Below are 21,671 nucleotides of genomic sequence, written 5' to 3'. Positions count from 1 at the left end.
ACCTAACCTGAATCGGGCCGATCTCTCTGACACAGAGCGATCGGCCCGATTCAGCGTTTCCGGAGCATGGAGATTCAGAACGCCAGCGTCGCCACCCCGGCGAAGGAGCTAGTCTTCCTACTCGAGTCAACATGTCGGAGCATTCTCGACCTTCGACGGTCTCTGGCTTGCGGCTGCGGGCGAAATATCGTGGGCGCCTCATGGCCGACCTCTAGGCGCATGTTCCCCCAGAGTCTCACGGAGGAACCTCATTGCGGCGGCGGCACCGGGATCCTCGGTGTATGGGCGTGACATGGCCTCCACCTGTTGCTGCGCATCCGATTGGGCGCGCTGGATAGTCTCTAGCAGTACCCGCGCGAGCTGGACTTCGCCGAGCCGGAGAGCCTGCGGCGTAAGCCGCAGATCGGTTACCTTGCCGCGCGCGTCTACCGTGACGCCCAGCTCGCCATTACGAGAGCCAGCCCGGACCGCTACCTGTGCGAGAGCCTGCCCTAAATCGTTATTCTTGCGCCGCCATTCCGCTACGGCTCGACGTTGCTCTTCGTTCCATTGGTCCAAATACTCCACGACGCCTCCTGAAGGCCGGATCGTTCGGTGCGCTGGACTACTCGCGGTAAAAGCCGACCTGGTAGTCACACGCGTCGTCTATCGTGAACGGTTTGCTAATGTATCGAGCGAGCTCGCTTACCTGTTCACGAGAAACATCGCAGCCATATATCTCGATTCCTTCGTCAATATTTAGAAACCGCTTCAGTTCCGCAATATCGATACCGCGTAGCGGATACTCGTCGACGAGGAACCCGGACTGCCTATCGTAGGCTTCCAGATAATTCACTTGCGCTCCAATGGCGTTCGATGACGACTGTTTAATGGCTACCACCCGCAGCGGCCTCGACCGTTCGCGATGCTCGGACGATCCCAAAGATCTCACCGGCCCGGCACGCGGCCCGGGTCGGGTGGCTTTGTTTGATTTCCCGTATCGGGATCATACTCGCCTAAATGTTTACCGTTTTTGCTGTATTTCTCTACAGCGCCGTGCTGATAGTCCCACTCGTAGATATTGCCATCACTGTCTTGCCATCGCTGCCTGTATCGCGGTCCAACTTTCTTCACCGGCCGCGCTTTTGGAAATCCTGTCAAACCACCTTTTGGTGGGGGAACATAGCTGTGGTTACCCCCGCCTGCGTTCGTGCTGGCGTTGAACTGGGTGGGATTGGCTTCGAGAAGGGGCTGCAGTTCGGTGGCCACACCGATGACTGCCGCACCCGCCGCGACGGTCACACCGGCAGCAAGGGCCGCGGCTGCGTCGAACGCGATCAATACGGTGACGATGGCGGCACCGGCGGAACTCCCCGCTGCGGCTGTTGTTCCGACGGCTCCCGTTCCCGCAGTGAAAATGCCGACCAGAACCCCGGCGATGATTCCGACACCGAGCGCGCCCGCGAGGATGGCGAGGATCTTCTGGTGCGCGTCCTCGATCTGCTGCGCCCAATCGTCGCATGCGCTACCGAGACTCTCGTATTTCGTAGCGACGGTCTCTACGCTTGTGAACACCACATCCATCTGAGCAAGCGCCTGTGGCAGTTCATCTGAGGCGATTTCCTCCAGGTTCAGCCACGCCTGTCCGGTGCCATCGCTGGCACTGCGTAGCCCTTTGGCTGCGTCTCTCCACGCTTTTCCGAGTCGCCTCAGCTTGTCGGGGTTGCCGTTCGGCCAAGTGTGACCCTGCAGCCAGCTGCTGACCAGTTCCCATCCGAACGGCGGGTCGGTGTCACCGCCGAATGCACCTTTGAATATCGGTGCTGTCGTGGTCTCAAGGACGGCGGGCAACGGGTCCGGCGTCTCAGGAGGCGTCTTGTTGAGCTTCTCGGTATTGACATGATTTACGGCGGTAAAGGCAAGCAGGTCATGGAGCTTGCCGAGTGCGTTGACGATATCTGTTCCGGCGGCCACGGCGTTGAAGGCGGCCGGGTCGTAACTGCTGGCCCAGGTGCGGCCCGCGCTGTCGCTGCCCGCACAGCCCCAGTCTTTGTCCAGTGCCCCGGCGAGCGTTCGCATGACGCCGTCGGCGTTGTTGCGGGCCGCCTCGTACAGGGTCGCTGCGCTGTACAGGATGCTTGGGTCCATGGTGATGGGCGCCATCAGGGCCACATTCCCCGGTTGTGAGCAACGTTGGCCAGGTATCGGTCCCGAGCGGCGCGGGCAGCGTTTTCGAGTCCCGTGAGAGCCGTCTTCATGTCGTTCATCTCGCGGTGCCATGTGTCATGTTTCGACCGGTGCGCGTCCGCCGCCTTGCCTTCCCAGTCGATGTGCAGCGCGGCCACTTCGCGCTCGACATCGGCGATGCGTTGCTCGATCTGCTGGCCGATTCGTCGAGCCTTCTCGACCAGGGCCAGAATTCGGTCGGTGTCGGCAGTGTAGGCGGACATTACGGATTGCCCAGGTTGAACTGAACGTACGTAAGGTCGCCGGCGTTGCTGTTATCGGTCTTCACGTACCTGTCAGCGGCCTGATGTATCAACGCCGCGTCCTCGCTGAGAGCGGCAGCCACCTTCCGTGCCGAATCCACCCACTCGGTCCACAGCGCGGCGTGCGAATCGGCCGCCTCGCCCGTCCAATCGGCGGACATCAGAGCGTCGGCTTCCTTGCGCAACGCCTCGACGTCGTCCCAGAACTCGTTCGCCCTCGCCGATATTCGGTCGGCTGCGGCGTGCATCTGTTCGGGATTGCTATGCACCTTGCGACGCTACCACGGAGTCGAGGAGGAACAGCGAGGGGAATTCTGCGGCAGGAGTCGGACTTCCGCAGCCGATGGAGATCCTCGTGTTCTCGCACTGACAGTCTCATCGAGCTGGGGTTGGCCACCGGCAGCACGCCCGAGCAGGCTCGGCCGGATCTCTTGCGGACAGGCCGGTGAACACACCCGGCTGGGTGCGCAACGTCTGCCCACCAGCGCCCTCTAGCTGTATGAGGCCGTGACGTTGGTGACGCCGGTGTGGAGGCGGCTGGCTGGGGGCCGGTTTCCGGCGGCGGTGTGCGGGCGACGGTGGTTGAAGTGGATGTTCTAGATCTGTAGGGCTTCTCGGCGATGCCGATCGGAGGTCCGGGTTCGGGCGTAAAGAAATTGTTCGGCCAGATACGTTGGTAGCGTGTGACTTTGTGGTTGTGGCGTGGCGTCGTGGGCTCCCCAGATCACACAGGTCATCAGAGATATTCGACTGCTGGCAACGCCGTCGGCAGCCGACCGCTTCGCGACCGATCCAGCCGATGTAGCCGAGATCAAGGCAGACCCGCCGGGGCAGGACCGACGACGCTACACGAGCGTCTGCTTGGTTGTCGTCGGACCCGACGGGCAACTGAAGTACAGCAACCAGGTGCCATTCGGCGATACGGGGATTACCGACAGAGAGCCCCCGGCGCGAGGTGGTCACGACCCGGAGGTGACGCGCGGTGAGCCCAAGAACGGAACCTACTACTAAGGGAAAGTGGCTTCGCAGGGCGCTGTGGGGCGTTCTTCTCGTCGCTGTGCCGGTGTTGGCGGTGGTCGGACTTATGGCATATGTGGGCGGAGGCCCGTTCGAACCGCACTTGGGCCAGGACAAGACGCTGTCCGCACAGTTGAACGATCTGTGGCGGAAGGGCGGCTCCGCGCCGATGCGCGATCTCGCCGGCGGAAGCTGGGACCGTGTCTACGTGTACCAGCAGGAATACCTCGGCCGGAAACAGGTGGAGCGAGAAGTCGGTGCACCAGTGGAGATGGAGGACACCTTCTCCAAAAGGGGCGCGTCAGTGCTGGTCTTCGCGCGAGGGAACGGCGTTCAGCGTGCGACTTGGGTTGATGTGCCGCTGGTTTCAGGGGTCTACACCGCAGACGTCGAGCTTCGGGCGCCTGGCTACCCGCGCTATCTCGAATTCGTGGAGCCTCGGCCGACGGGTCCACACCTTATCGAGGACACCGATCTGGAGGCGAAGAAGGACGAGCTTTTCCGCACGCACGGATCAGCGATGCTCCGCGATCTCACCGGCGGCGATTGGGACCGGGTCTACGTCGTAACCGCCGACACCCGTGCGAGAGTCGAGGCGTTCGTCGGCGCTCCGGTCGAGATGGAACCCATCTTCACTGAGCGTGGCAGCATTCTCGTGTTCACAAAAGACGGTGCGGTCCAACGAGTCGCGTACATCCGTGGGTATCTTCCTCCCGATGGCGTCTACAGCCCTGCCGTACGTCTCGACGCGAACGTTGCCCCTCTGGAGGTACGGCTCGTCGATCCCACTCCGCCTACGACGACCGTGCCGCGGTAACTCGGCCGCAGCGGATTCCGGCAGCCGCCGCTCACCCGGCTCGACGAGATCGGCTGCCGCCACGGATATCGCCATCGGACTCGTCGCGCTCTCGCGCTGACAATCGCGCCCAGCTGGGGACGGCCACCGGCAGCCCGCTCGAACGACTCGGCTGGACATAATTCCAGGCGGGCCGATGCTCCCCGCTGGGAGAACACCGGCTGGACCCGTCGACTTATCTGGCAGCAGAGGAATGTCGTCTCAATGGGCCGCCGCTAGCACCAGATCCCGATAGGGCAGCTTGGTGATCGGATTATCGGCGATGCCGAGTTCCACTTCGACCTGACCAAGGTGAATGGTTGCCACGTCCGTGTCGGCCGCCGTGATTTCCGTTTCGACGAATGTTCCAGCATTGGTGACGGAATCGATGCTGACGATGATGTCGTCACGCTCCGGGTGCTGGTAGATGGTCCTGCGCTTCTCGACACGGACGAGTTCGACCATGCCGATCGCGTCCAGTAGCCGACCGGCCGACTCGGCTTGCTCCGGCCCGCTGAGGGTGACGTTGGTTTCGCGCTTGGCGATCACGTCGGTGTCGCTGTGGGTGGCAGCGTTGGACGGCGGCTTGTAGGTCATCTCGGCGAAGCCATCGCGACGCCGGATACGGAGGCATTCAACAGTCTTCATGTAGTCGACGTCGGGTCGGCTGTAGTAGATGTCGACCTCGGTGAGGTGTCCAACCTCCCGGTATCCGAGTTCGGTGAGGCGCTGCCGAAGGACATGAGGGTCGGGAAGTTCCCGTTTACGCTCGACCTCGATCAAGTGCATGTGCTGGATCATCCTCTCGCATGGATGGCGGTGTGTACGCGGGCCAGGTTCGGTTTGGAGCAGTGTCGACGGATCGTGTCGAGGGCCTGCTGCAGAGCGTCGGAGTCGGTGACAGGAACGTTCTGGAACAAGACCATCTGCTTCGCGTCGATCAAGGGGTTCGCAAGACGCTTGGGGCTGCTGCACGAACAGGTGACAGTGGTTAGGCAGCCTGTCGGGCTGCCGGGGTCATGATCGCTTCGTATTCGATCGGGGTCAACCGGCCGAGCCGGTCCTGGCGCCGACGCCGGTGGTAGGTGCGCTCGATCCAGACCACGATCGCGATCCGGAGCTGTTCGCGGGTGTCCCAGGTGCGCCGGTCCAGAACATTGCGTTGCAGCAGGCTGAAGAAGCTCTCCATCGCCGCGTTGTCACCGGCCGCACCAACCCGGCCCATCGACCCCACCATCCCGAACCTGTTGAGCGCGTGCACGAAGCGCCGAGAGCGAAACTGCGACCCCCGATCGGTGTGAACTACGCAGCCGGTCACATCACCACGGCGAGCGACTGCGTTGCGCACTGCGGTCACCGCCAGCCGCGAGGTCATGCGCGAGTCGATCGAATAGCCGACGATCCGCCCCGAGAACACGTCCTTGACCGCGCAGATGTAAAGCTTTCCCTCACCGGTCCGATGTTCGCTGATATCGCTGAGCCACAACCGATTCGGTCCATCGGCAGTGAAATCGCGGCGGACCCTGTCGTCGTGGACCGGTGGTCCGGGCCGCTTGCCCGACCCGCGGCGGGGTTTGCCGAACGCACTCCACCACCTGTTCGCCGAGCAGATCCGCCACGCGGTCCGCCCGGCCATCGGCTCACCCGCGGCGCCGGCTTCGTCGGCCAGAAACCGATACCCGAACTCCGGATCGTCACGGTGAGCATCGAACAGGGCATTCGCGCGATACGCCTCGGCGAGCTCGGCGGCGGTTACCGGGTCGGCCAGCCATCGGTAATAGGGCTGGCGGGCGAGCTCGAGGACCCGGCACGTCACCACGACAGGGATCCCGTCGCCAGCGAGCTCTTTCACGAGCGGGTAGATCCTTTTCCCGGCAGCTGGGCCTGCGACAGATACGCCGCGGCCCGGCGCAGGACCTCGTTCTCCTGCTCGAGCAGCCGGTTACGGCGCCGCAGCTCCCGCAACTCCGCCGACTCCGTCGTCGTTGCTCCCCGCTTCACGCCCTCGTCGACATCGGCCTGGCGCATCCACTTCGACAACGTCATCGGATGGATTCCGAAGTCCGCGGCGATCTGATCCAGGGTCACCCCTTCGTCGCGATTCCGAGCTACGCGGACGACGTCGTCACGGAACTCACGGGGATAGGGCTTGGGCACGATGACATCCTTCCAGGCTCACCTCTCGGCAAGCCAGATCGATGTCACCTATCCATGCAGCAGCCCCCTTGCGCAGAAATCGGTTGTAGTAGTGGCGCTCTCGGACAAGCACGTCGGTGGCTTGCACAGGAACAAGCACGGACGGACTGGATTCTGCCTCCACGGAGTTGGTGGCGAACGCAGTGAGAAGTTCATCTGCTGTGAGATAGGCGTAGGTTTCTCGGCCCTCCCGCTCGAGCCAAGTACCCCATACCTGGCTGCAGTCACCGTCGCCGCGCTCCGCCGCGGCGAGGAACAGACTGAGCGCTACGTCGGTGACAGTGTCGAAGATGTCGCTGTCGATGACGTGGTGATCGCCGTAGCGTTCGCTGACCGCCTCGATGGCGGCGCGGTCATTCTGCGATAACCATCCGTCACCGGTGAATGAGAAGTGCACACGTTTGTGTCCAGCGCGGAAGTCGATCCAGTCGCCCGACAGCTGGCCGTCGAGAGTCGGCGTGAATCCGAGGACTCCCGACCTCCAAACGTGATCGCGCAGCGTGATGTAGTGACGTTGTAGTTCGCGAAAAAGCCCGATCGGCGCATGGATGACCGCGCAGACCCGAGTGTCCAGTTCTGCTGCCGCCACGATGCGGGAGTTCTGGCGAATGACCAAGTCGTCGTCGTGGCGATGGTAGGGATGCGTGCCTTCCCGTAGATAGTGCGGCACGAACAGACGAAGAAACTGCAGCCACGACTGGGCGTTGTAGGACTGGACGACGCGCTCGTGCAGCGATACGGCATCGACTGCGTAGACGTCACGGTAGACGAAGAATCCATAAGGCTTCAGTACCGTTGGAAAGGTCCGCATCAAAGTGTGCAGGCCACTGTATGCACCACCGTAGGAGTACACCTCGTGCAGCAGTGCCGATGCGCTGATCACATCGACGGGCTCGCTGACCATTGATCCGATGTTCTGGGCCCATCCATGAAGCAGCTCGCAGGTACCGACTGCGTTGAACTGGTCGATAGCCTGCGTCAGCGACTGAGATGCGATTCCGGGCGCCTCTATCAGAGTCAATCGCACGTCGCGGGGCTGGTCACGGAGCTGAGAAGCGAGAAACTCGACCGCAGCACCGCCACCAGGGCCGATCTCGATGATGTGCGGCTCGGTGCCTGCTACGCGCGAGAGAGCGCGGTGCACGAGCATGCCTTTCTCGTGGCCGTGGTCGTTGGCTGCGATATCGAGATAGGTCCGCTCCGCTTTTCGCTCGGAAGCGAAGGGGTTAGTTGTTCCGATCATTGCGCACCAGTGATGGTCGTTACGTGGTTTCGGGCGGTCGACCCGATGTGGCTAAGGCTCGAGGTAGAGGCGTTCATTGGGGAGCCGGGGCAGGTGCCGGGGATCGTCCGAGATCACGTGGCTGGCGTTGTGATGGTTGTGGGCGTGGAAATCCTGGACGAACAGCAGCGCGGCCGTCAGGCAGGCGGCGAAGTCCAGGCGCACGTCGTTCAGATAGATCGACAGATGGACATCCCGTTCCATCGGCCGCGGGGACCCTCCCGGGCCGGTCACGAGGCGCGACTGCAGGACTGGCCGGAAGACGAACGCGGGCCGACGCACGCCCGCACCGAGAAAATCACCACGGCACCCAGCGGGCGGTAGGTATCGCGCGCCGGCTCGATCCACCGGCGGACTCCTGCGGGCATGCCTACGGGAGATGGCAGAGCGATCAGTCCGCCATTACGGATCACCTTGACCTGGTGACGGAACAACATCGCGAACAGCCGCGGATCGTCCGGAAAGTCGGGACGAATCAAGAACGTCCATGTCCAGGACCGCGGGTGAGTGAAGATCGGCCCCAACGCGTGCTGCCTGACCTGCATGTGATGCCGCACGCCAGCGCCTATATGTGCAGGCATCGTCACGGCGCCGACCGATCCGGCCACCAATTCGATCCGATCGAGGGCAGGATCGACGCGAGTCGGTAAGCCGCACACTCGCCGGTAGAAGGCGCAGCGCTGTTCGGCAGACTCCCCGACCCGCACATCGGGCGTTCGTGCTCAGCTACATCTCGGCTCCGTCCCACGCCGCGGACTGACGACGCACCCTCGCCAGCAAATCTTCCTGCACTGTTATGCGAAACCATGCTCTGCCTCCCTGAGATTTCGAATCGCGCCCGACGCCGGGGGCTCACGCCACCGTCCAGCGACATTGCGGGGCCGGTGTGCCGAGAAGAAGATCGGCATCGACCCGGCGTCGGACGCGACTTCAGTCTGTGACGGAGGCAACGGAAGCCGGTATATCTTGGATGCGGACAAGAAACTGTCCCCGTTCGAGGCTGTCCCGGTAGTGGTCGCATCCGACCACGTCACAGAGGATGTAGCGATGGCCCAACAACCGCGTGAACTGGCCGCCATGGAGTCGGCGCGACAGTTCTTCGGCGCCGAGCTGCGGCACTGGCGGCTGCTACGGAAACTGTCTCTGACCCAGCTCGGGGCAATCAGCCACGACAGCGGTTCGCTGATCGGCAAGATCGAGAAAGCTCAACGCCGTCCGACACAAGCGTTCGCCCGCCGAATGGATAGAGCGCTGGACACCGACGGCGTTCTCCAACGCATGTGGCTCGACATGAATTCCGCTGCAGCAGAGATGACTACATCTTCACCCTTGGTGGCCACAGAAACCGCTGCACCCTGGGTCGGTCTGGAAGCGTTCGACCCTGTCCGTGAATGGCTGGAGTCAGCCGTTCCTACGTTCGGCCGCGGCACAGGCCATCGGCGTGTAGGAAGCACCGATGTCGCGGTGATGTGGTCGATGTGCAGCGTATTCGCCAACGCAGATCATCACCTCGGCGGAGGCTACGCTCGCGCAACTCTGGCAAGGCTCATCGACGACGTTGTCACGCCAGCGTTGCGCGGTTCCTACGACGACCAGACAGCCTCGCAGCTGTATGCCGTCTCCGCCCGGTTATCCAACTTGAGCGGCTTCATGTGCTTCGACTCTGCGCAGCAGGGACTTGGACAGCAGTACTTTCAGCAGGCTCTCCAACTCGCCAAAGCGGCCAGAAACACCGCCTTGGGCGCACACATCCTCACCGATATGTCCATGCAGGCCCACTACCTCAGCCGTCCTACCGAGGCCGTGCGATGCGGTACCGCCGCAGTGCAGGCCGCCGAGCAATCAGGCTCCCCCAGTACCGCGGCACGCTGCAACGCGCTTCTGGCGCGCGCACATGCGCTCAATAACGATGCCAGCGCGAGCGCGAGAGCGATGCACGACGCCGAACGGCATCTCGGCCGTGCTCGGCCAGATGACGAACCGGACTGGATTCGGTTCTTCACCCACCGCCAGCTGTCGGCCGAGTTCATGTATGTCGCTCACGATGGGCGACGCCCCACCGACGTACGCGAACAAGCACCCATTGTTCTGGCGGACTCGGTAGGGATGGAGCGAAGGAAGGTCCTGGTCGCCGCAACGCTTGCAGCCTCCTTCGTGCCTGAGGATGGAGAACGCGTGTGCAACTCGGACGCCGACGTCGAGCAGGCGTGCCAGGTACTACTGGACACCCTTCCTGCGGCACGCGGACTGACCAGCTCCCGGGCGATCGAGTCGATCAACCTCGTTCGGCGCCGACTCGCACCATTCGCGAGCATGCCTGCAGTTCAACAGGTCGAACACGAGTTCCAGGCATCCGTTGCGTTAGTGGGATAAGGCTGAAACATGTCATCAACGATCGATACCGTGCTGCGCCGAGGATGCGAAGCTCGTGGGCTGGACCCAACAGACGCGGTCCTCATTCATCATTCGAGCAACGCCGTCTATGTACTGCCACGCCATGACGCAGTCGCACGGGTCAGCCGGACAGAGGCGGATCCAGACCGACAGATCCGCACGTGCGCCGTAACAAAATGGCTGACTACCGAACACGGTTTCGATGCCACAGCTCCCCTTCCTGGGGTGGAACCGATCGAGGTCGCCGGACACACCATCGGATTCTGGACCTACTACCCACAGACATACGACACCCCGGCGCCGACCTCCACAGAACTCGGGCGGCTGCTGCGAACCCTGCATGACCTCCCCACACCGTCGGCCCTGGAGTTGCCGACGTGGACGCCCCTGGAGTCGCTGCACGGGGCACTACTGGAACAGCATGCTCTCGACTCGATCACACACGAGGAACAGTCCTGGCTTCTCGAACGCATCGACGAGATCCGCAAAGAGCTGAGTGAGCTCGACTGGCCCCTCGGACTCGGTCTCATCCACGGCGATGCATGGGCAGGAAACCTACTGTGGGACAACCTAGCCGATCCCAAGACGGCAATCCTCGGCGACTGGGACTGGGTAAGCATCGGCCCGCGCGAAGTCGACCTGATCCCTACCTGGCACGCTTCGGTCCGCTACGGACGCGACCACACCTGGGTCCGCAACTTCATCGACGAATACGGCTACGACCTGTCCGACTGGTCCGGCTACAACTTTCTGCTGGACATGCGAGACCTCGTACAACTAACCGGCCCCCTTCGTCGCGCTACGAGTTCACCCGCATACGCCCAGCGACTACGCCAACGACTAGACGACATCCGCGCAGGCAACCGAGCGACACAGTGGAACCAGTACCGAACACAAGGCAGCTGACCTCGCCGACCCACCGCAACTCCGGTCCGGGCAGCCGCCACCCCGAGAGATCGGTGACGAGCAAACACGGCAGTTGGCACGGCCCGCGACAGATCGCCGCCAGCATGCAGGGAGCGATCAGTCTCGATTTTCCTCCGGTAACGTCCGCAGAAGCGCCGCAACTTCCACCGTGAATTCGTCCGCGGGTCCGTTGATGACGCAGAGATCTTCGTGCAGGGCGCCGAGCAACGTCCTGGCCTCGGCGAACTGCCCAGTGCTCGCAAGCAGTTCACCGAGGTCGAAGCGCAGGGCCAACGCCATCTGGCCGCCGTCGCTGTTGGCCGTGACGACCTCGTCCAGTACCGACCGCAGTGCGGCGATGCCACCGTCGGTGTCGCCCAATGCGATGCGGCAGCGGGCGGCGCCGGCGCGGCTGTCCCACGCGAACTCGCTGAAGCGGCCTTGGACACGGCGGTATGCCTCGGCGAGCGCCTCGAACTCTCGCTTCGCTTTGCCGTGTTCCCCGCCCAGCGACCACGCAGCCGCGACCAGGCTGCGCAATCTGAGTACCGCGAGGTTGTCCGCACCATTGACCTCGGCAGCGCTGTCCAGGACAGCGTTGAGCGCGGCCGCGGCCTGATCGAATCGGCCCTGCTCCAGCAGTTCGTTGTAGCGCCGCTCAGCCGATTCGATCGCGGTGCGCAGGTGCATCGCCGAGAGCGGGACGGTCGGCGGCGCGGCGTTGGGCCGCAGGCGGGTGGGTTCGATCTGCGATGTCTCCAACGGTGCGTTGGGCCGCCGAAAGATTCGCGTGGGATCGGGAAAACCAGGAAGGTACAGCTCGGCGGGAGCGACCGGGGTGCCAGGGACGGGAAGAAACGGCAGCAGGCGTTCGTACACCACGCAGGCGTCGGCGGGGCGATCCTGGGGTGACTTCCGCACCAGGTCCAGTACCAGTCGCTCGAAGTCGGCGGGAACCTCGGGCCGGATCTCACGCAGCGGCTGCGGTTCGGCGTCGACGTGTTGGAGTTGCAGATCGAATTCGGAGTCCGCTTCGAACAGCGGAGAGCCACTGATCATTTCGTGAATCATGCAGCCCAGTGCGTACAGATCGCTGCTCGGGTTCTGAATCCGTGCACCCTGCACTCGCTCGGGAGCCATGTAGCGGAAGGTGCCGATCTGCTGACCGGCCTTGGTCAGCCTCGGTCCCCCGTCGAGGATCGCGGCGATACCGAAATCGATCACCTTCACCGCGCCCTCGCGAGTGACCAGCACGTTGTCCGGCTTGAGGTCGCGGTGCACGACCGGGATCGCGTGAGCGTGGGAGAGCACGGTGGCGATCTGCGCCGCGACCGCCGCCACCCAGGTGAGCGGCAGCGGATTCCCGGGATTGATGTAGTCGCGCAGCGGAACCCCGTCGATGAGTTCCATTACGAGATACACCGCCTCGAACGAGGCGTCGAGCACCGCGTCGAAGACTTGGGGCACGCCGTGGTGACGGATGCGTGCGGTCACCCGCGCTTCCTGGCGGAAGCGCTGCGTGAACTCCTCGGCCTGCTCATTGGTCTGTACCTGGTCGAGGCGGATCTTCTTGACCGCGACTTCCCGGTCCAGCACGGTGTCGTAGCCCCGCCACACCGAACCCATACCGCCCGAGCTGATCTCCTCGGTCAGCTCGTATCGGTTGTCGATCCGCCGCTCCCGCATCCCGCACCCCTGCTCAATGCCGCTATCAGTTGCGACGGTATCCGAACGACGCCGTCTCAGGCCACGCTGTCGAGTCCGGCCTGGCGGCGGATGGTCCGCCAGGCAGCGCGGCTGAGCTGGCGGTTCACCGTCTCCTGGAAGGATGGATCGGCCTTGTTGAAGTACTTGTTACCGACCTCGACGATGGTGTCGATGTGGTCCATCATCTTGTCGCGCAGGACCTCCACGAATTGGTTGCGGAAATCCTCCTCGTTGCGGTTGGCGAGGGCGGCCAGCTCCACGTTCGGGTCGGCCAGGGCATCGCGATACGGCTTGAGCAGGTCATCCTCCCCCAGCTCCAGGCCGAAGCGGTCGTTGAGTTCGGCGATCAACGCCGACAACAGCGCCTGCTCCGGGTCCTTGGCGCCGGCCGAACCGTCGCCGAACGACGGCAACACAGCCGCGCCTTCCGGTACGAGACCGATATCGTGCTCGCCGGTCCGCTCGACCCGCAGGTGGCTGAGGTCGACCTGGCCGATGTCGACGCCACCGTCCTCCAGCCTGGGCAGAACGTTGAGCAGGTGTTTCCCGTACAGGTGCAACATCTCGAGCTCGATGTCCTGGTACGGCACGATCTGAGCGAGGAACCCGTATTTGCGGACGAAGTCGCGCAGGTCGGCGCGGAAGCTCTCTGCTGTTTCCACGTCATCGGCGTCGTCGCTGTGCAGCAGTACGGAGAACCGGGCGACGGCGGGCTCGAGGTGCCGATACAACTCGGCGTGCATCTTCTGCCACTTGGCCTGCGAACCACCGGCCCGCTGCTCCGCCTGCGTGTAGGCGTCGGCGAAGTCACGCATCTCCTGTTGCAGCAGGATCGGCGGGGCCAGCACACGGTCCTGTGCGCGGTAGAGGAGGTTGGGGTCGGTGGGAAGCGCTTCGGCTTCCTCGTAGTAGGGGCGGAACGACTCCTGGATGTGCTCGGCCTCGTTGTAGAAGTCCAGGACGGCGAGGTCCTCCACTGATTTCCCCTCGGCGGTCCGATTGAGACGTGACAGGGTCTGTACCGCGGCGATGCCCGAGAGCGACTTGTTCACGTACATCGTCGTCAGCAACGGCTGGTCGAAACCGGTCTGATACTTCTCGGCGACAACCAGGATCCGGTACTCGCGCTGGCCCTTGCCGCCCGAGCGGGTCGCGATATCGTCGGCTCGCGTGTACGCGAAAGCCTTCGGCAGCTGGGATTCCGGCAGGCCGCCGTTCTCCTTGGATTCGGTGATCTCCTCACCCTCGTAGTCCAGCGTTCCGGAGAAGGCCACCAGCACCCCGATATCCGGGTACTTCTCGGCGAAACCGGTGTCTTCGAGGTGGCGGCGGATGGCCCGGCACATCGCGACGGCGCTCTTGCGCGAGTCGGTCACCACCATCGCCTTGGCCCGCCCCTGGAGACGAGGACGGGTGTGGGTCACGAAATGTTCGACCACCACCTGCGCTTGCTGCGCCACCGTGGACGGATGGGTGAACGCGAACCGCGCCAGCAGCGTCTTCGCCTTCGACTCCGGCACCTCATAGTCCGTGGGATTCTCATTGACCAGCTTGTAGAAGGTCTTGTAGGTGACGTAATTGCGCAGCGGATCGAGGATGAAGCCCTCTTCGATCGCCTGACGCATCGAGTAGGTGTGAAAGGGCTGATATTTGTCGCCGACCAAGGTGCCGAAGGCTTCGAGGGTCTTGGCCTTCGGAGTCGCGGTGAACGCGAAGTAGGACATGTTGTGCGCCTTGCTGCGATCCTCGGCCTTGCGCTTCAACCGATCGGCGACCGTGAGTTCGGTGGCGCCCGCCTCGTCGTCATCGGCGTCGAGACCGAGGTCGCGCAGAGCCGCGCGCACGGCGGTGGCCGCGTCGCCGGACTGCGAGGAATGCGCCTCATCGATGATGATCGCGAACCGGCCCTGGCGCAGTTCGGCCTCTTTGCGGCGGAGATAGTCCAGCAGGGCGGGGAAGGTTTGCAGTGTGATCGGGACGATCTTGCCCGACTCTTCGTTCAGAGCTCGGGCGAGTTGCTCCGACTTCGCCCCTCGCTTCTCATCGATGTTCACCATGAGTCCCTGGACTTTTTCGAAGCTGCCCACGGTGTCGCGCAGCTGGGCGTCCAGGTTGCGCCTATCGGTGATGATGATGATCTTGTCGAAAACCGGTATACCCGTTCGCAATCCACCCGCTGCCGCTGCTGGGTCGAGCGCGGCCGGATCGGTGGGTGTATGCAGGTCGGACAAGCGATGCGCCAGCCAGGCGATGGTATTGGACTTTCCCGAACCCGCCGAAGCCATCACCAGGTAGTTGTAGCCGGCCCCGTGCGCGGCAGCGTGCGCGGCGAGCTTCTTCACCACATCCCATTGATGGAAGCGCGGGAAGACGATCGACATGCTCTTGCGCCCACCGGGCCCCTTCGACTGCTGGGTGTGGACGAAGCGTTCCAGCATGTCCAGCCAGTTGTCCGGATGCCAGATCGTCTCCCACAGGTAGGAGGTGGCGTACTGGCCCGGTCCCGGTGCGGGCGGGTTGCCCGCGCCTCCGGATCGCCCCGGACCTTCCGAACCCGTGTTGAACGGTAGGAATTGGGTTTTGGGGCCGCGCAACTGAGTGGTGACGAACACCAGCAGCGGGTCGACCGCGAAGTTGGCGATCACCCGGCGGGTGAAGATCAGCTCACTCGGGTCGCGCTCCGTCCGGTACTGCTTCTTCGCGTCCTCCACAGTCTGGCCGGTGAGCGGGTTCTTCAGTTCCGCCGTAGCGACCGGGATGCCGTTCAGCAGCAGAACCAAATCCAGCTCTTTGCCCGTGTTCGCATGTTTGGTGGCGAATCGCAGTTCCCGCACGACCGTCAGCCGGTTCGCGCGGTACTCCGCCAGATCAGCCTCGGACGTCACCAGATTCGGCCTGAAATACGCCAGCCGAATCCGCACACCCCGGTCCTTGACACCCGACCGCAAGACCTCGATCAGGCCCTTCGTCCCAATCTGCTCATCGACAGTGTTCGCCAGGCTTCGCTGGGCGGCATCCTGGTCTCCGCCGTAGGCCGAGACCAGGTCGTCCCACTCCACCTGCTGCGTCGCGCCGATGAAGGCGAGCAACTCACCCATATCGAGCCCGAGTTCGGGGCGGTACTCGTGCGGGTTGCCTTGCAGCCAACCGTCTTTCCGCATACTCGCGACGATCGCGTCGCCGAAGGCGAGTTCGTCGTGGACCGGGCTCATGGTGCTTATACCCCCTGAGTGGCGTTCCGCCCGCTGGCGGTGGTGACGTCGAATTGGCCGGTTACGGCTGCGGTGATGAGCGCCTGGCGACGTTCGGACAGTAGATGGCCACGCTTCACAAGGCACGAGGACCGCACCGCAAATTCACCTTCAAAGTCTCGAAGAGTCGCCGCTATTCTATTCTGTAGATCAATGCTCGGTGTGGGTATTTTGATCTGCCTGATCAACTCCTGACTCAAGTTCGGCTGACCAGCGCCCAGCGCAAGACCAACTATCCCTTCCTTATGGGAACGAAACCAATACATGGCCCATGGAGCTGTTATCACACCCAAAGGACTAAGAACACAGCACGCCTGATTCACGCACGCATCCATGCCGAGCAGTCCAACCCTTCCTTTAGTGGCTCCTTGCCCATACATCGCCACAACTAGAGAGCCCGCTGGATGGACCTTCAATGCAGAATAATCGTCTAAAGCCCGCTTCGAAACTTTCCTTATAGCGGAGTCCACGACCCCATCATTCAGATCTGCACTATTAATCCAAGGGTAGTCACCATCAAAATATTCTGCAGAATCCGATTTAGGAGTCGTACCACTTCCCGCCAGGAAGGCATGGCCTACTTTCGTCAAATTCCAAGATTCTGCTACGGAAGGCATCCAATCGATCCCCGTTGGAACAGCGGGTTCACCGTTTGTTGTCGTAGCGATTCGCATCTGTTCACGTCCCCGTTCTACAAGAAGCTCGCGCTGCCTAATCGTCTTCTCGATCAAAAGGTCGATGCGGGAGGTTTCGGCGTCGAGGAAGTCGGCGATGCGGCGCTGCTCCTCAAGCGGAGGAAGGGGAGTCCGCAACTGCTCGATGTCCGGCATGTAGATGGTCTTATGGGTGGAGCCCATTGAGACGCGCTTCAAATCGGGCGCCATACCTCGGAGCACATGAAGCAAGAATTTTGGATCCAGACGGTGTCCACACGTCCAAGTTGCGAAGTCCTGACTGGTAGCCATGTCCGCGCCCAGCATGGCAGAGAATCCCACTGATGCCGTCCTAGACAGGATTACTGTCCCCGGAGGATGCAACGCGGCAGAAGAATTCGCCATGCCGAGCTCACTGATCTTTTCCTTAGTTGTGGAAATAACATCCACTCCACCATTCCGAAGTTGCCAGACATCAGCGAGCGTTACCCATGGTATGGTGCAGTTTTCCCAGTACTCGTAAACCTTTCGGCTCGGCGTATGCCCAGAACCCAGCCTAGCTACGAGTCGAATAGGCGCAGTGGGCCAGCGCGAGGATGCCAACCATGGGGCGATGTTACCTTCAGTCATTGGGTCACCTCCCCCAACAGTTTTTGAATCTCCGCCTCCAGCGCCTTCAATTCAGCATCAATCTCCGCCAACGGCCGCGGAGGCGTATACACGTAGAAGTGCCGCGTGAACGGAATCTCGTACCCGATCTTGGTCTTGCTGTGGTCGATCCATGCATCGGCAACATGCGGAAGGACCTCGCGCGCGAGGTAGTCCTCGACATCCTCATCGAGGGGAACGTTCTCGTAGTCCCGAAGGTCGGGGTCGGGCTCCGACTCCCCCTTGACGAGTTGAACTTCACCCTCAGGATCGCGGACGCCGATGATGTCACGAAGTGCCTTGTTGAACGGCGCCCCGGTGGGCCATGGTTCGCCAGCACCGACGACTGCGTCCTTCAATGCGGTGACGGCGTCGGCCTTGGTTTTCCACGTAGAGCCGACGAGCGGCTGTAGCAGCCGACAGAAGTCGTCGGTGTCGGAATACTGCTTGGCAACGGCGGCGGTGCTCGCGAGCTTGTCGAGCGCTTCCTCGGTGAGTTCGAAGCGCAATCGCAGGGGGCGCTCGACGGTGATGCGCTGGTAACCGAAGTCGTTGTTGGCGAAGACCTTCACCTTGCCGTGCTGCGGATGGTCGGGGTCGGCGGCGACCTCGAGGGCGTTGCTGTAGAGGCGGGTGATCTCGGTGATCTGTTCCGGGGTGATCACCTTGCGCTTGTCGCCCAGCGATTTCCGCATCTTCTGCCAGTAGTCGCGCGCGTCGAGCAGCACCACCTTGCCGCGATGTTCGGGCGACTTGCGGTTGGTGAGAATCCAGAAGTACGTGGAGATGCCGGTGTTGTAGAACAGCTGGTCCGGGAGGGCGACCACCGCTTCGAGCCAGTCGTTTTCGATGATCGAGCGGCGGATGTTGGATTCGCCCGATTCGGCGGCGCCGGTGAACAGCGGTGAACCGTTGAAGACGATGGCGACCCGGCTGCCTCCACCCCCACCGAGGTCGACCGGCTTCATCTTGGAGAGCATGTGTTGCAAGAAGAGCAGGGAGCCGTCATTGATTCGAGGCAGGCCGGCTCCGAATCGGCCTGCGTCGCCGAGGGTCTGGTGCTCCCATTCGACCTCGGCCTTGACCTTCTTCCACTCGACGCCGAAGGGCGGGTTGGCGAGTAGGTAGTCGGCGCGCAGGTCCTTGTGTCCGTCATCGCTGAAGGAGTTGCCGAAGACGATGTTGTCGGGGTTCTGCCCCTTGATCATCAGATCGGAGCGGCAGATCGCCCAGGATTCCGGGTTGAGTTCCTGGCCGTAGGTCTCTACCCGCGCCTGGGGGTTCATGTCCTTGATGTGTTCTTCGGCGGAGCTGAGCATGCCGCCGGTTCCGCAGGCGGGATCGAGGACCTTGCGGGTGACGCCGGGGGTGCCGACGAGTTCCGGGTCGGGCGCGACGAGAAGGTTCACCATCAGTTCGATCACTTCACGCGGGGTGAAGTGCTCACCGGCGGTCTCATTGGATTGTTCCGCGAAGCGCCGGATCAGTTCCTCGAAGACGTAACCCATGTTGTGGTTGGAGACCACTTCAGGATGCAGGTCGAGGTCGGCGAACTTGCCGATCACCTGGTACAGCAGCCCGGCTCCGTCGAGGCGCTTCACCTGCTGGGCGAATTCGTACTTCTCCATCACCTCGCGGGCGTTCTCGGAGAAGGAACCCACGTAGTTGAGCAGGTTCTTCGCCACGTAACCGGGGTCGGCAAGGATCTTCTTCAAGGTCAGGTCGGAGACGTTGTAGAAGACGGTGCCCGAGGCTTTGCGCAGGAACGGGTCCACGTCCAAGTCGCGGTCCTTGATCTGTTCCAGCTTCGCCAGCACCGCGTCTCGCGTCGGCTCGAGCACGCACTCCAGCCTGCGCAGCACCGTGAACGGCAGGATCACCTTGCCGTAATCGGACTGCTTGTAGTCCCCGCGCAGCAGGTCGGCGACCGACCAGGCGTGGTTGGCGAGTTCGGTGTGCTTCCTCGTACTCACTTCCTACCTTCCGAATCCTTCGTTTCCGCGTCATCCGTGGTGTTCGTGTGCTGGGGCGCGAGCGCGCCCACGGTAAGGCCGGTGCCGATCAGGTCGGCGGTGTGCTGTGCGGCGGCGGCGGCGCGACGAGCGGCCGAGCGCAGCTGGTCCAAGCGGCGAAATGCCTGACCATAGCGCTGCTGGTCGGCGAGCTTCATCATCGGTATGCGCAGCCGGGCGGGCTCGAGGCGGATCGTCGTGGTGCCCGCCATAGTGGCGGAGTTCTCGGCGCTGCCGATGAATCCGGCCAGGAACCAGGGGTCCAGTCTGGTCGGGTCCGGACGGAACACCACCACACCCGTGCCCGCGACCGCGCCGACGTCCGCGCCGTCCGCGACGCGGGCGCCCTGGGTGGTGCGATGATCACTTCGGAAACGGGAGACGAGCACGTCCCCCGCAGCGATCACGGGTTGGTCATCCGATGACCCCGATGCGGTCCGGCCCGAAGGCGGCGCGCCTGTCACCAGATCACGGCCAGTGAGCACCGGACGGGACTCGTCGCTGACATCGCTCTCCATGTCTGCCGGCCCGCGTGCCGCGACGATAGTCCGCAACGCGCCGCCACGCATCAAGTCTCCGACGGTGACTGTGCGCCAAGATTTTTCGGCAGAGGAAGACCATGCACTGACCGTAGCCGCAGCCGTGGTGAGCATGGTCAGTTCATCGGCCAGCACTCGGATCGCATCGTTCGCCGCTCCGGAAACACCCGCAGGGTCCAGAGCCGCTCGCACGTGGCGCGCGGGTGTCAGGTCGACCTCGTCGTCCAGCACATCCATCGTTCGCACGGCGGCCGCCACGTCGGGTACCGCGGCGGGCGCGGAATCGCCTTGGTCGAAAGCCCGCCAGGAATCCAGCACGGTGCGGGCCAGCGAGTCCCACCCGCTACCGGCGTTCATCGTCGCGGTGGTATCTATGAACAGCAGTCGATCGGCGATCGGCCCACCGGACTCGGGACGGCGCAGCACCCACAGATGCAGCCCCACCTGACGCGGCGCGGAGACACCGGCGGGTAGACCCACCATCGCCCGGACGGCACCGGCGCGCACCAGTTCGGACCGGATCTTCCGCCCGGAACCGCGGGCGGCGACCGCGGGCGGAAGCAGCAGAACTGCAACACCACCCGGCCGTAGATGGGCTAGCGCATGCTGCACCCAGGCCAGCTCGGATTCACCACGCGACGGCACCGAATACTGCCACCGGGAATCGAGGGCGAGCTCGTCGGCGCCCCAGTCCCGCTGCTGATAGGGCGGGTTGACGAGGACCGCATCGGCCGCGAGGCTGGGGAACGCGTCGGCCAGCAGGCTGTCGCCCGTACGGATGTCGATCTCGAGCCCGACGCCGCGCGATCGCAGCAGTGCGGCGGTGCGTTTGGCCTGCACCGCGAGCACTTCCTGGCCGCGCACTGTGCGCGCGCCGACTCGGACAGCCTCCGCGAGCAGCGTCCCGCTGCCGCAGGCAGGGTCGAGCACCGTCTCCGGTGGCGAGGCGATGGCGGCGAGGTCGGCCATCAGCGCCGCGACGGGCTGTTCGGTGGGATAGACACCTGTGGTCGGCGTGCCGTCGAGACCGCGCTCGGCCAGTATCTCCAGGGTTGCCGGTATCCCCACCTCCGCCTCGGCCGCCCGCAGCATCTCGGGCAGCTCCGCGCCTATTACGCGGGCGGCCTTCTCGTCGTCAGGTCCGGGACGCACCGCCCGAAGCGCCTCTCGCGCAGTTTCTTCGGACAACTCCAGGAACCGATTGTCGCGCGGCGAGCAAACCAGGCGGTCCAACAGCTCGGGCACGACGGCAGGCTCCAACTGAGTGCGCAGGAACGTACGCAAGCGCTGAACCGGCGACTTCGCCGCATCGACGCCATGCTCACGTAACCATTGCCGCACTTCATTCCAATCGAACAGCGGACGCGATTCGCTACCACCGGCCGTACCGGGAAAGTCGGGGTGCCTGCGGCGCCAGTTGCTGACGGTCGCACGGGTGACGCCGGCCAGCCGGGAGATCTCCGCGGCGGTGACCAACGGGGTGGTTTCCGACATGGTCCTCCTCTCAGAGGTTCAGCCTCCCGAAGCGCGGCGTCAAAGTCAACCGCTGAAATGATGATTGACAATGTTTTCAGCCAGCGTTACGGTTCTTCCCATCCGCCCGGCGGTCCCTGGACTATCCACCAATCAGTCTGGGCCCCACTACTTCTCGAGCATCATCTGTTCGTTTCGATGCTCGCTCGGCGACGCTCCGGCGTGCCGAGCATTCGGACCCCCGCACGCGGACCGCTTTCCCTTCGACGGACCCTCCGCCCGTCCACTCC

General features: G+C 63.3%; 18 protein-coding genes and 1 pseudogene. 3 read left to right on the top strand and 16 right to left on the bottom strand.

Translation table 11 applies throughout. From position 1 onward, the window contains the following. Window positions 1-198 precede the first annotated feature (198 nt). From NNI01S_RS36575 to NNI01S_RS33745, 6 genes and pseudogenes are all read right to left on the bottom strand, one after another. Complete coding sequence (locus NNI01S_RS36575; RefSeq protein ID WP_169813007.1) at window positions 199-567, bottom strand: YbaB/EbfC family nucleoid-associated protein; 369 nt, start codon at window positions 565-567, stop codon at window positions 199-201. Between the two features lie 37 nt (window positions 568-604). Continuing rightward, window positions 605-835 (bottom strand): DUF7683 domain-containing protein, encoded by a 231-nt coding sequence (locus NNI01S_RS22105; RefSeq protein ID WP_063022045.1) that lies wholly within the window; start codon window positions 833-835, stop codon window positions 605-607. A gap of 92 nt (window positions 836-927) precedes the next feature. After that, window positions 928-2,142: a colicin E3/pyocin S6 family cytotoxin gene (locus tag NNI01S_RS34685; protein ID WP_218019245.1), complete on the bottom strand. Its 1,215-nt coding sequence runs from the start codon at window positions 2,140-2,142 to the stop codon at window positions 928-930. Continuing rightward, on the bottom strand, window positions 2,142-2,429 hold the full coding sequence (locus tag NNI01S_RS22095; RefSeq protein ID WP_063022043.1) for a WXG100 family type VII secretion target: 288 nt from the start codon (window positions 2,427-2,429) through the stop codon (window positions 2,142-2,144). Before NNI01S_RS22095 ends, NNI01S_RS34685 begins: the two co-directional genes overlap by 1 nt. After that, entirely contained in the window at window positions 2,429-2,737 is a 309-nt protein-coding gene (locus tag NNI01S_RS22090) for a WXG100 family type VII secretion target (RefSeq protein WP_063022042.1), read from the bottom strand. The genes NNI01S_RS22095 and NNI01S_RS22090 overlap by 1 nt, the downstream gene beginning before the upstream one ends. Window positions 2,738-2,959: 222 nt before the next feature. After that, window positions 2,960-3,183, bottom strand: a pseudogene (locus NNI01S_RS33745) (integrase core domain-containing protein); the annotation flags it as partial. A 267-nt stretch (window positions 3,184-3,450) separates the two neighbouring features. On the opposite strand from NNI01S_RS33745, the gene NNI01S_RS22085 reads away from it, so the two are divergent. Further along, window positions 3,451-4,302, top strand: a complete 852-nt coding sequence (locus tag NNI01S_RS22085) for a hypothetical protein (protein WP_157114915.1) — start codon at window positions 3,451-3,453, stop codon at window positions 4,300-4,302. Window positions 4,303-4,542: 240 nt separating this feature from the next. Here the strand turns inward: NNI01S_RS22085 and cyaB are convergent, their stop codons facing one another. The 5 genes from cyaB to NNI01S_RS22055 form a co-directional block, all read right to left on the bottom strand. Beyond that, window positions 4,543-5,109, bottom strand: a complete 567-nt coding sequence (gene cyaB / locus NNI01S_RS22080) for a class IV adenylate cyclase (RefSeq protein WP_063022155.1) — start codon at window positions 5,107-5,109, stop codon at window positions 4,543-4,545. A gap of 202 nt (window positions 5,110-5,311) precedes the next feature. After that, a protein-coding gene (locus NNI01S_RS22075; protein WP_157114914.1) for an IS3 family transposase occupies window positions 5,312-6,477 on the bottom strand; the annotation gives its coding sequence in 2 pieces (ribosomal slippage) (window positions 5,312-6,190 and window positions 6,193-6,477; 1,164 coding nt in all). Further along, window positions 6,455-7,759, bottom strand: coding sequence for a hypothetical protein (locus NNI01S_RS22065; protein ID WP_063022038.1), 1,305 nt, complete (start codon window positions 7,757-7,759; stop codon window positions 6,455-6,457). Before NNI01S_RS22065 ends, NNI01S_RS22075 begins: the two co-directional genes overlap by 23 nt. 51 nt (window positions 7,760-7,810) lie before the next feature. Next, on the bottom strand, window positions 7,811-8,002 hold the full coding sequence (locus NNI01S_RS22060) for a hypothetical protein (RefSeq protein WP_063022037.1): 192 nt from the start codon (window positions 8,000-8,002) through the stop codon (window positions 7,811-7,813). 26 nt (window positions 8,003-8,028) lie between these two features. Beyond that, a complete protein-coding gene (locus NNI01S_RS22055; protein WP_245676323.1) occupies window positions 8,029-8,406 on the bottom strand; it encodes a DNA-directed RNA polymerase subunit beta in 378 nt (125 codons plus the stop codon). 439 nt (window positions 8,407-8,845) lie between these two features. Between NNI01S_RS22055 and NNI01S_RS22050 the strand changes: the two genes are divergently transcribed. Then, complete coding sequence (locus NNI01S_RS22050; RefSeq protein ID WP_157114913.1) at window positions 8,846-10,171, top strand: helix-turn-helix domain-containing protein; 1,326 nt, start codon at window positions 8,846-8,848, stop codon at window positions 10,169-10,171. Window positions 10,172-10,180: 9 nt separating this feature from the next. Further along, entirely contained in the window at window positions 10,181-11,098 is a 918-nt protein-coding gene (locus tag NNI01S_RS22045; protein WP_084489162.1) for a phosphotransferase, read from the top strand. Between the two features lie 117 nt (window positions 11,099-11,215). Here the strand turns inward: NNI01S_RS22045 and NNI01S_RS22040 are convergent, their stop codons facing one another. The 5 genes from NNI01S_RS22040 to NNI01S_RS22025 form a co-directional block, all read right to left on the bottom strand. Further along, window positions 11,216-12,784, bottom strand: coding sequence for a serine/threonine-protein kinase (locus NNI01S_RS22040; protein ID WP_063022033.1), 1,569 nt, complete (start codon window positions 12,782-12,784; stop codon window positions 11,216-11,218). A gap of 56 nt (window positions 12,785-12,840) precedes the next feature. Further along, on the bottom strand, window positions 12,841-15,903 hold the full coding sequence (locus NNI01S_RS22035) for a type I restriction endonuclease subunit R (RefSeq protein ID WP_245676330.1): 3,063 nt from the start codon (window positions 15,901-15,903) through the stop codon (window positions 12,841-12,843). Between the two features lie 119 nt (window positions 15,904-16,022). Next, a complete protein-coding gene (locus NNI01S_RS34680; protein ID WP_157114912.1) occupies window positions 16,023-17,339 on the bottom strand; it encodes a restriction endonuclease subunit S in 1,317 nt (438 codons plus the stop codon). Beyond that, entirely contained in the window at window positions 17,336-19,330 is a 1,995-nt protein-coding gene (locus tag NNI01S_RS22030; RefSeq protein WP_063022031.1) for a type I restriction-modification system subunit M, read from the bottom strand. The genes NNI01S_RS34680 and NNI01S_RS22030 overlap by 4 nt, the downstream gene beginning before the upstream one ends. Next, window positions 19,327-21,402: an N-6 DNA methylase gene (locus NNI01S_RS22025; RefSeq protein WP_063022030.1), complete on the bottom strand. Its 2,076-nt coding sequence runs from the start codon at window positions 21,400-21,402 to the stop codon at window positions 19,327-19,329. Before NNI01S_RS22025 ends, NNI01S_RS22030 begins: the two co-directional genes overlap by 4 nt. Between the last annotated feature and the right edge of the window lie 269 nt (window positions 21,403-21,671).

The sequence above is a fragment of the Nocardia niwae NBRC 108934 = DSM 45340 genome, assembly GCF_001613465.1.
GTDB classification, from domain to species: Bacteria; Actinomycetota; Actinomycetes; order Mycobacteriales; family Mycobacteriaceae; genus Nocardia; species Nocardia niwae.
Note: the sequence above shows the minus strand (reverse complement) of the source record. Positions and strands in the feature narration are given on the sequence as shown.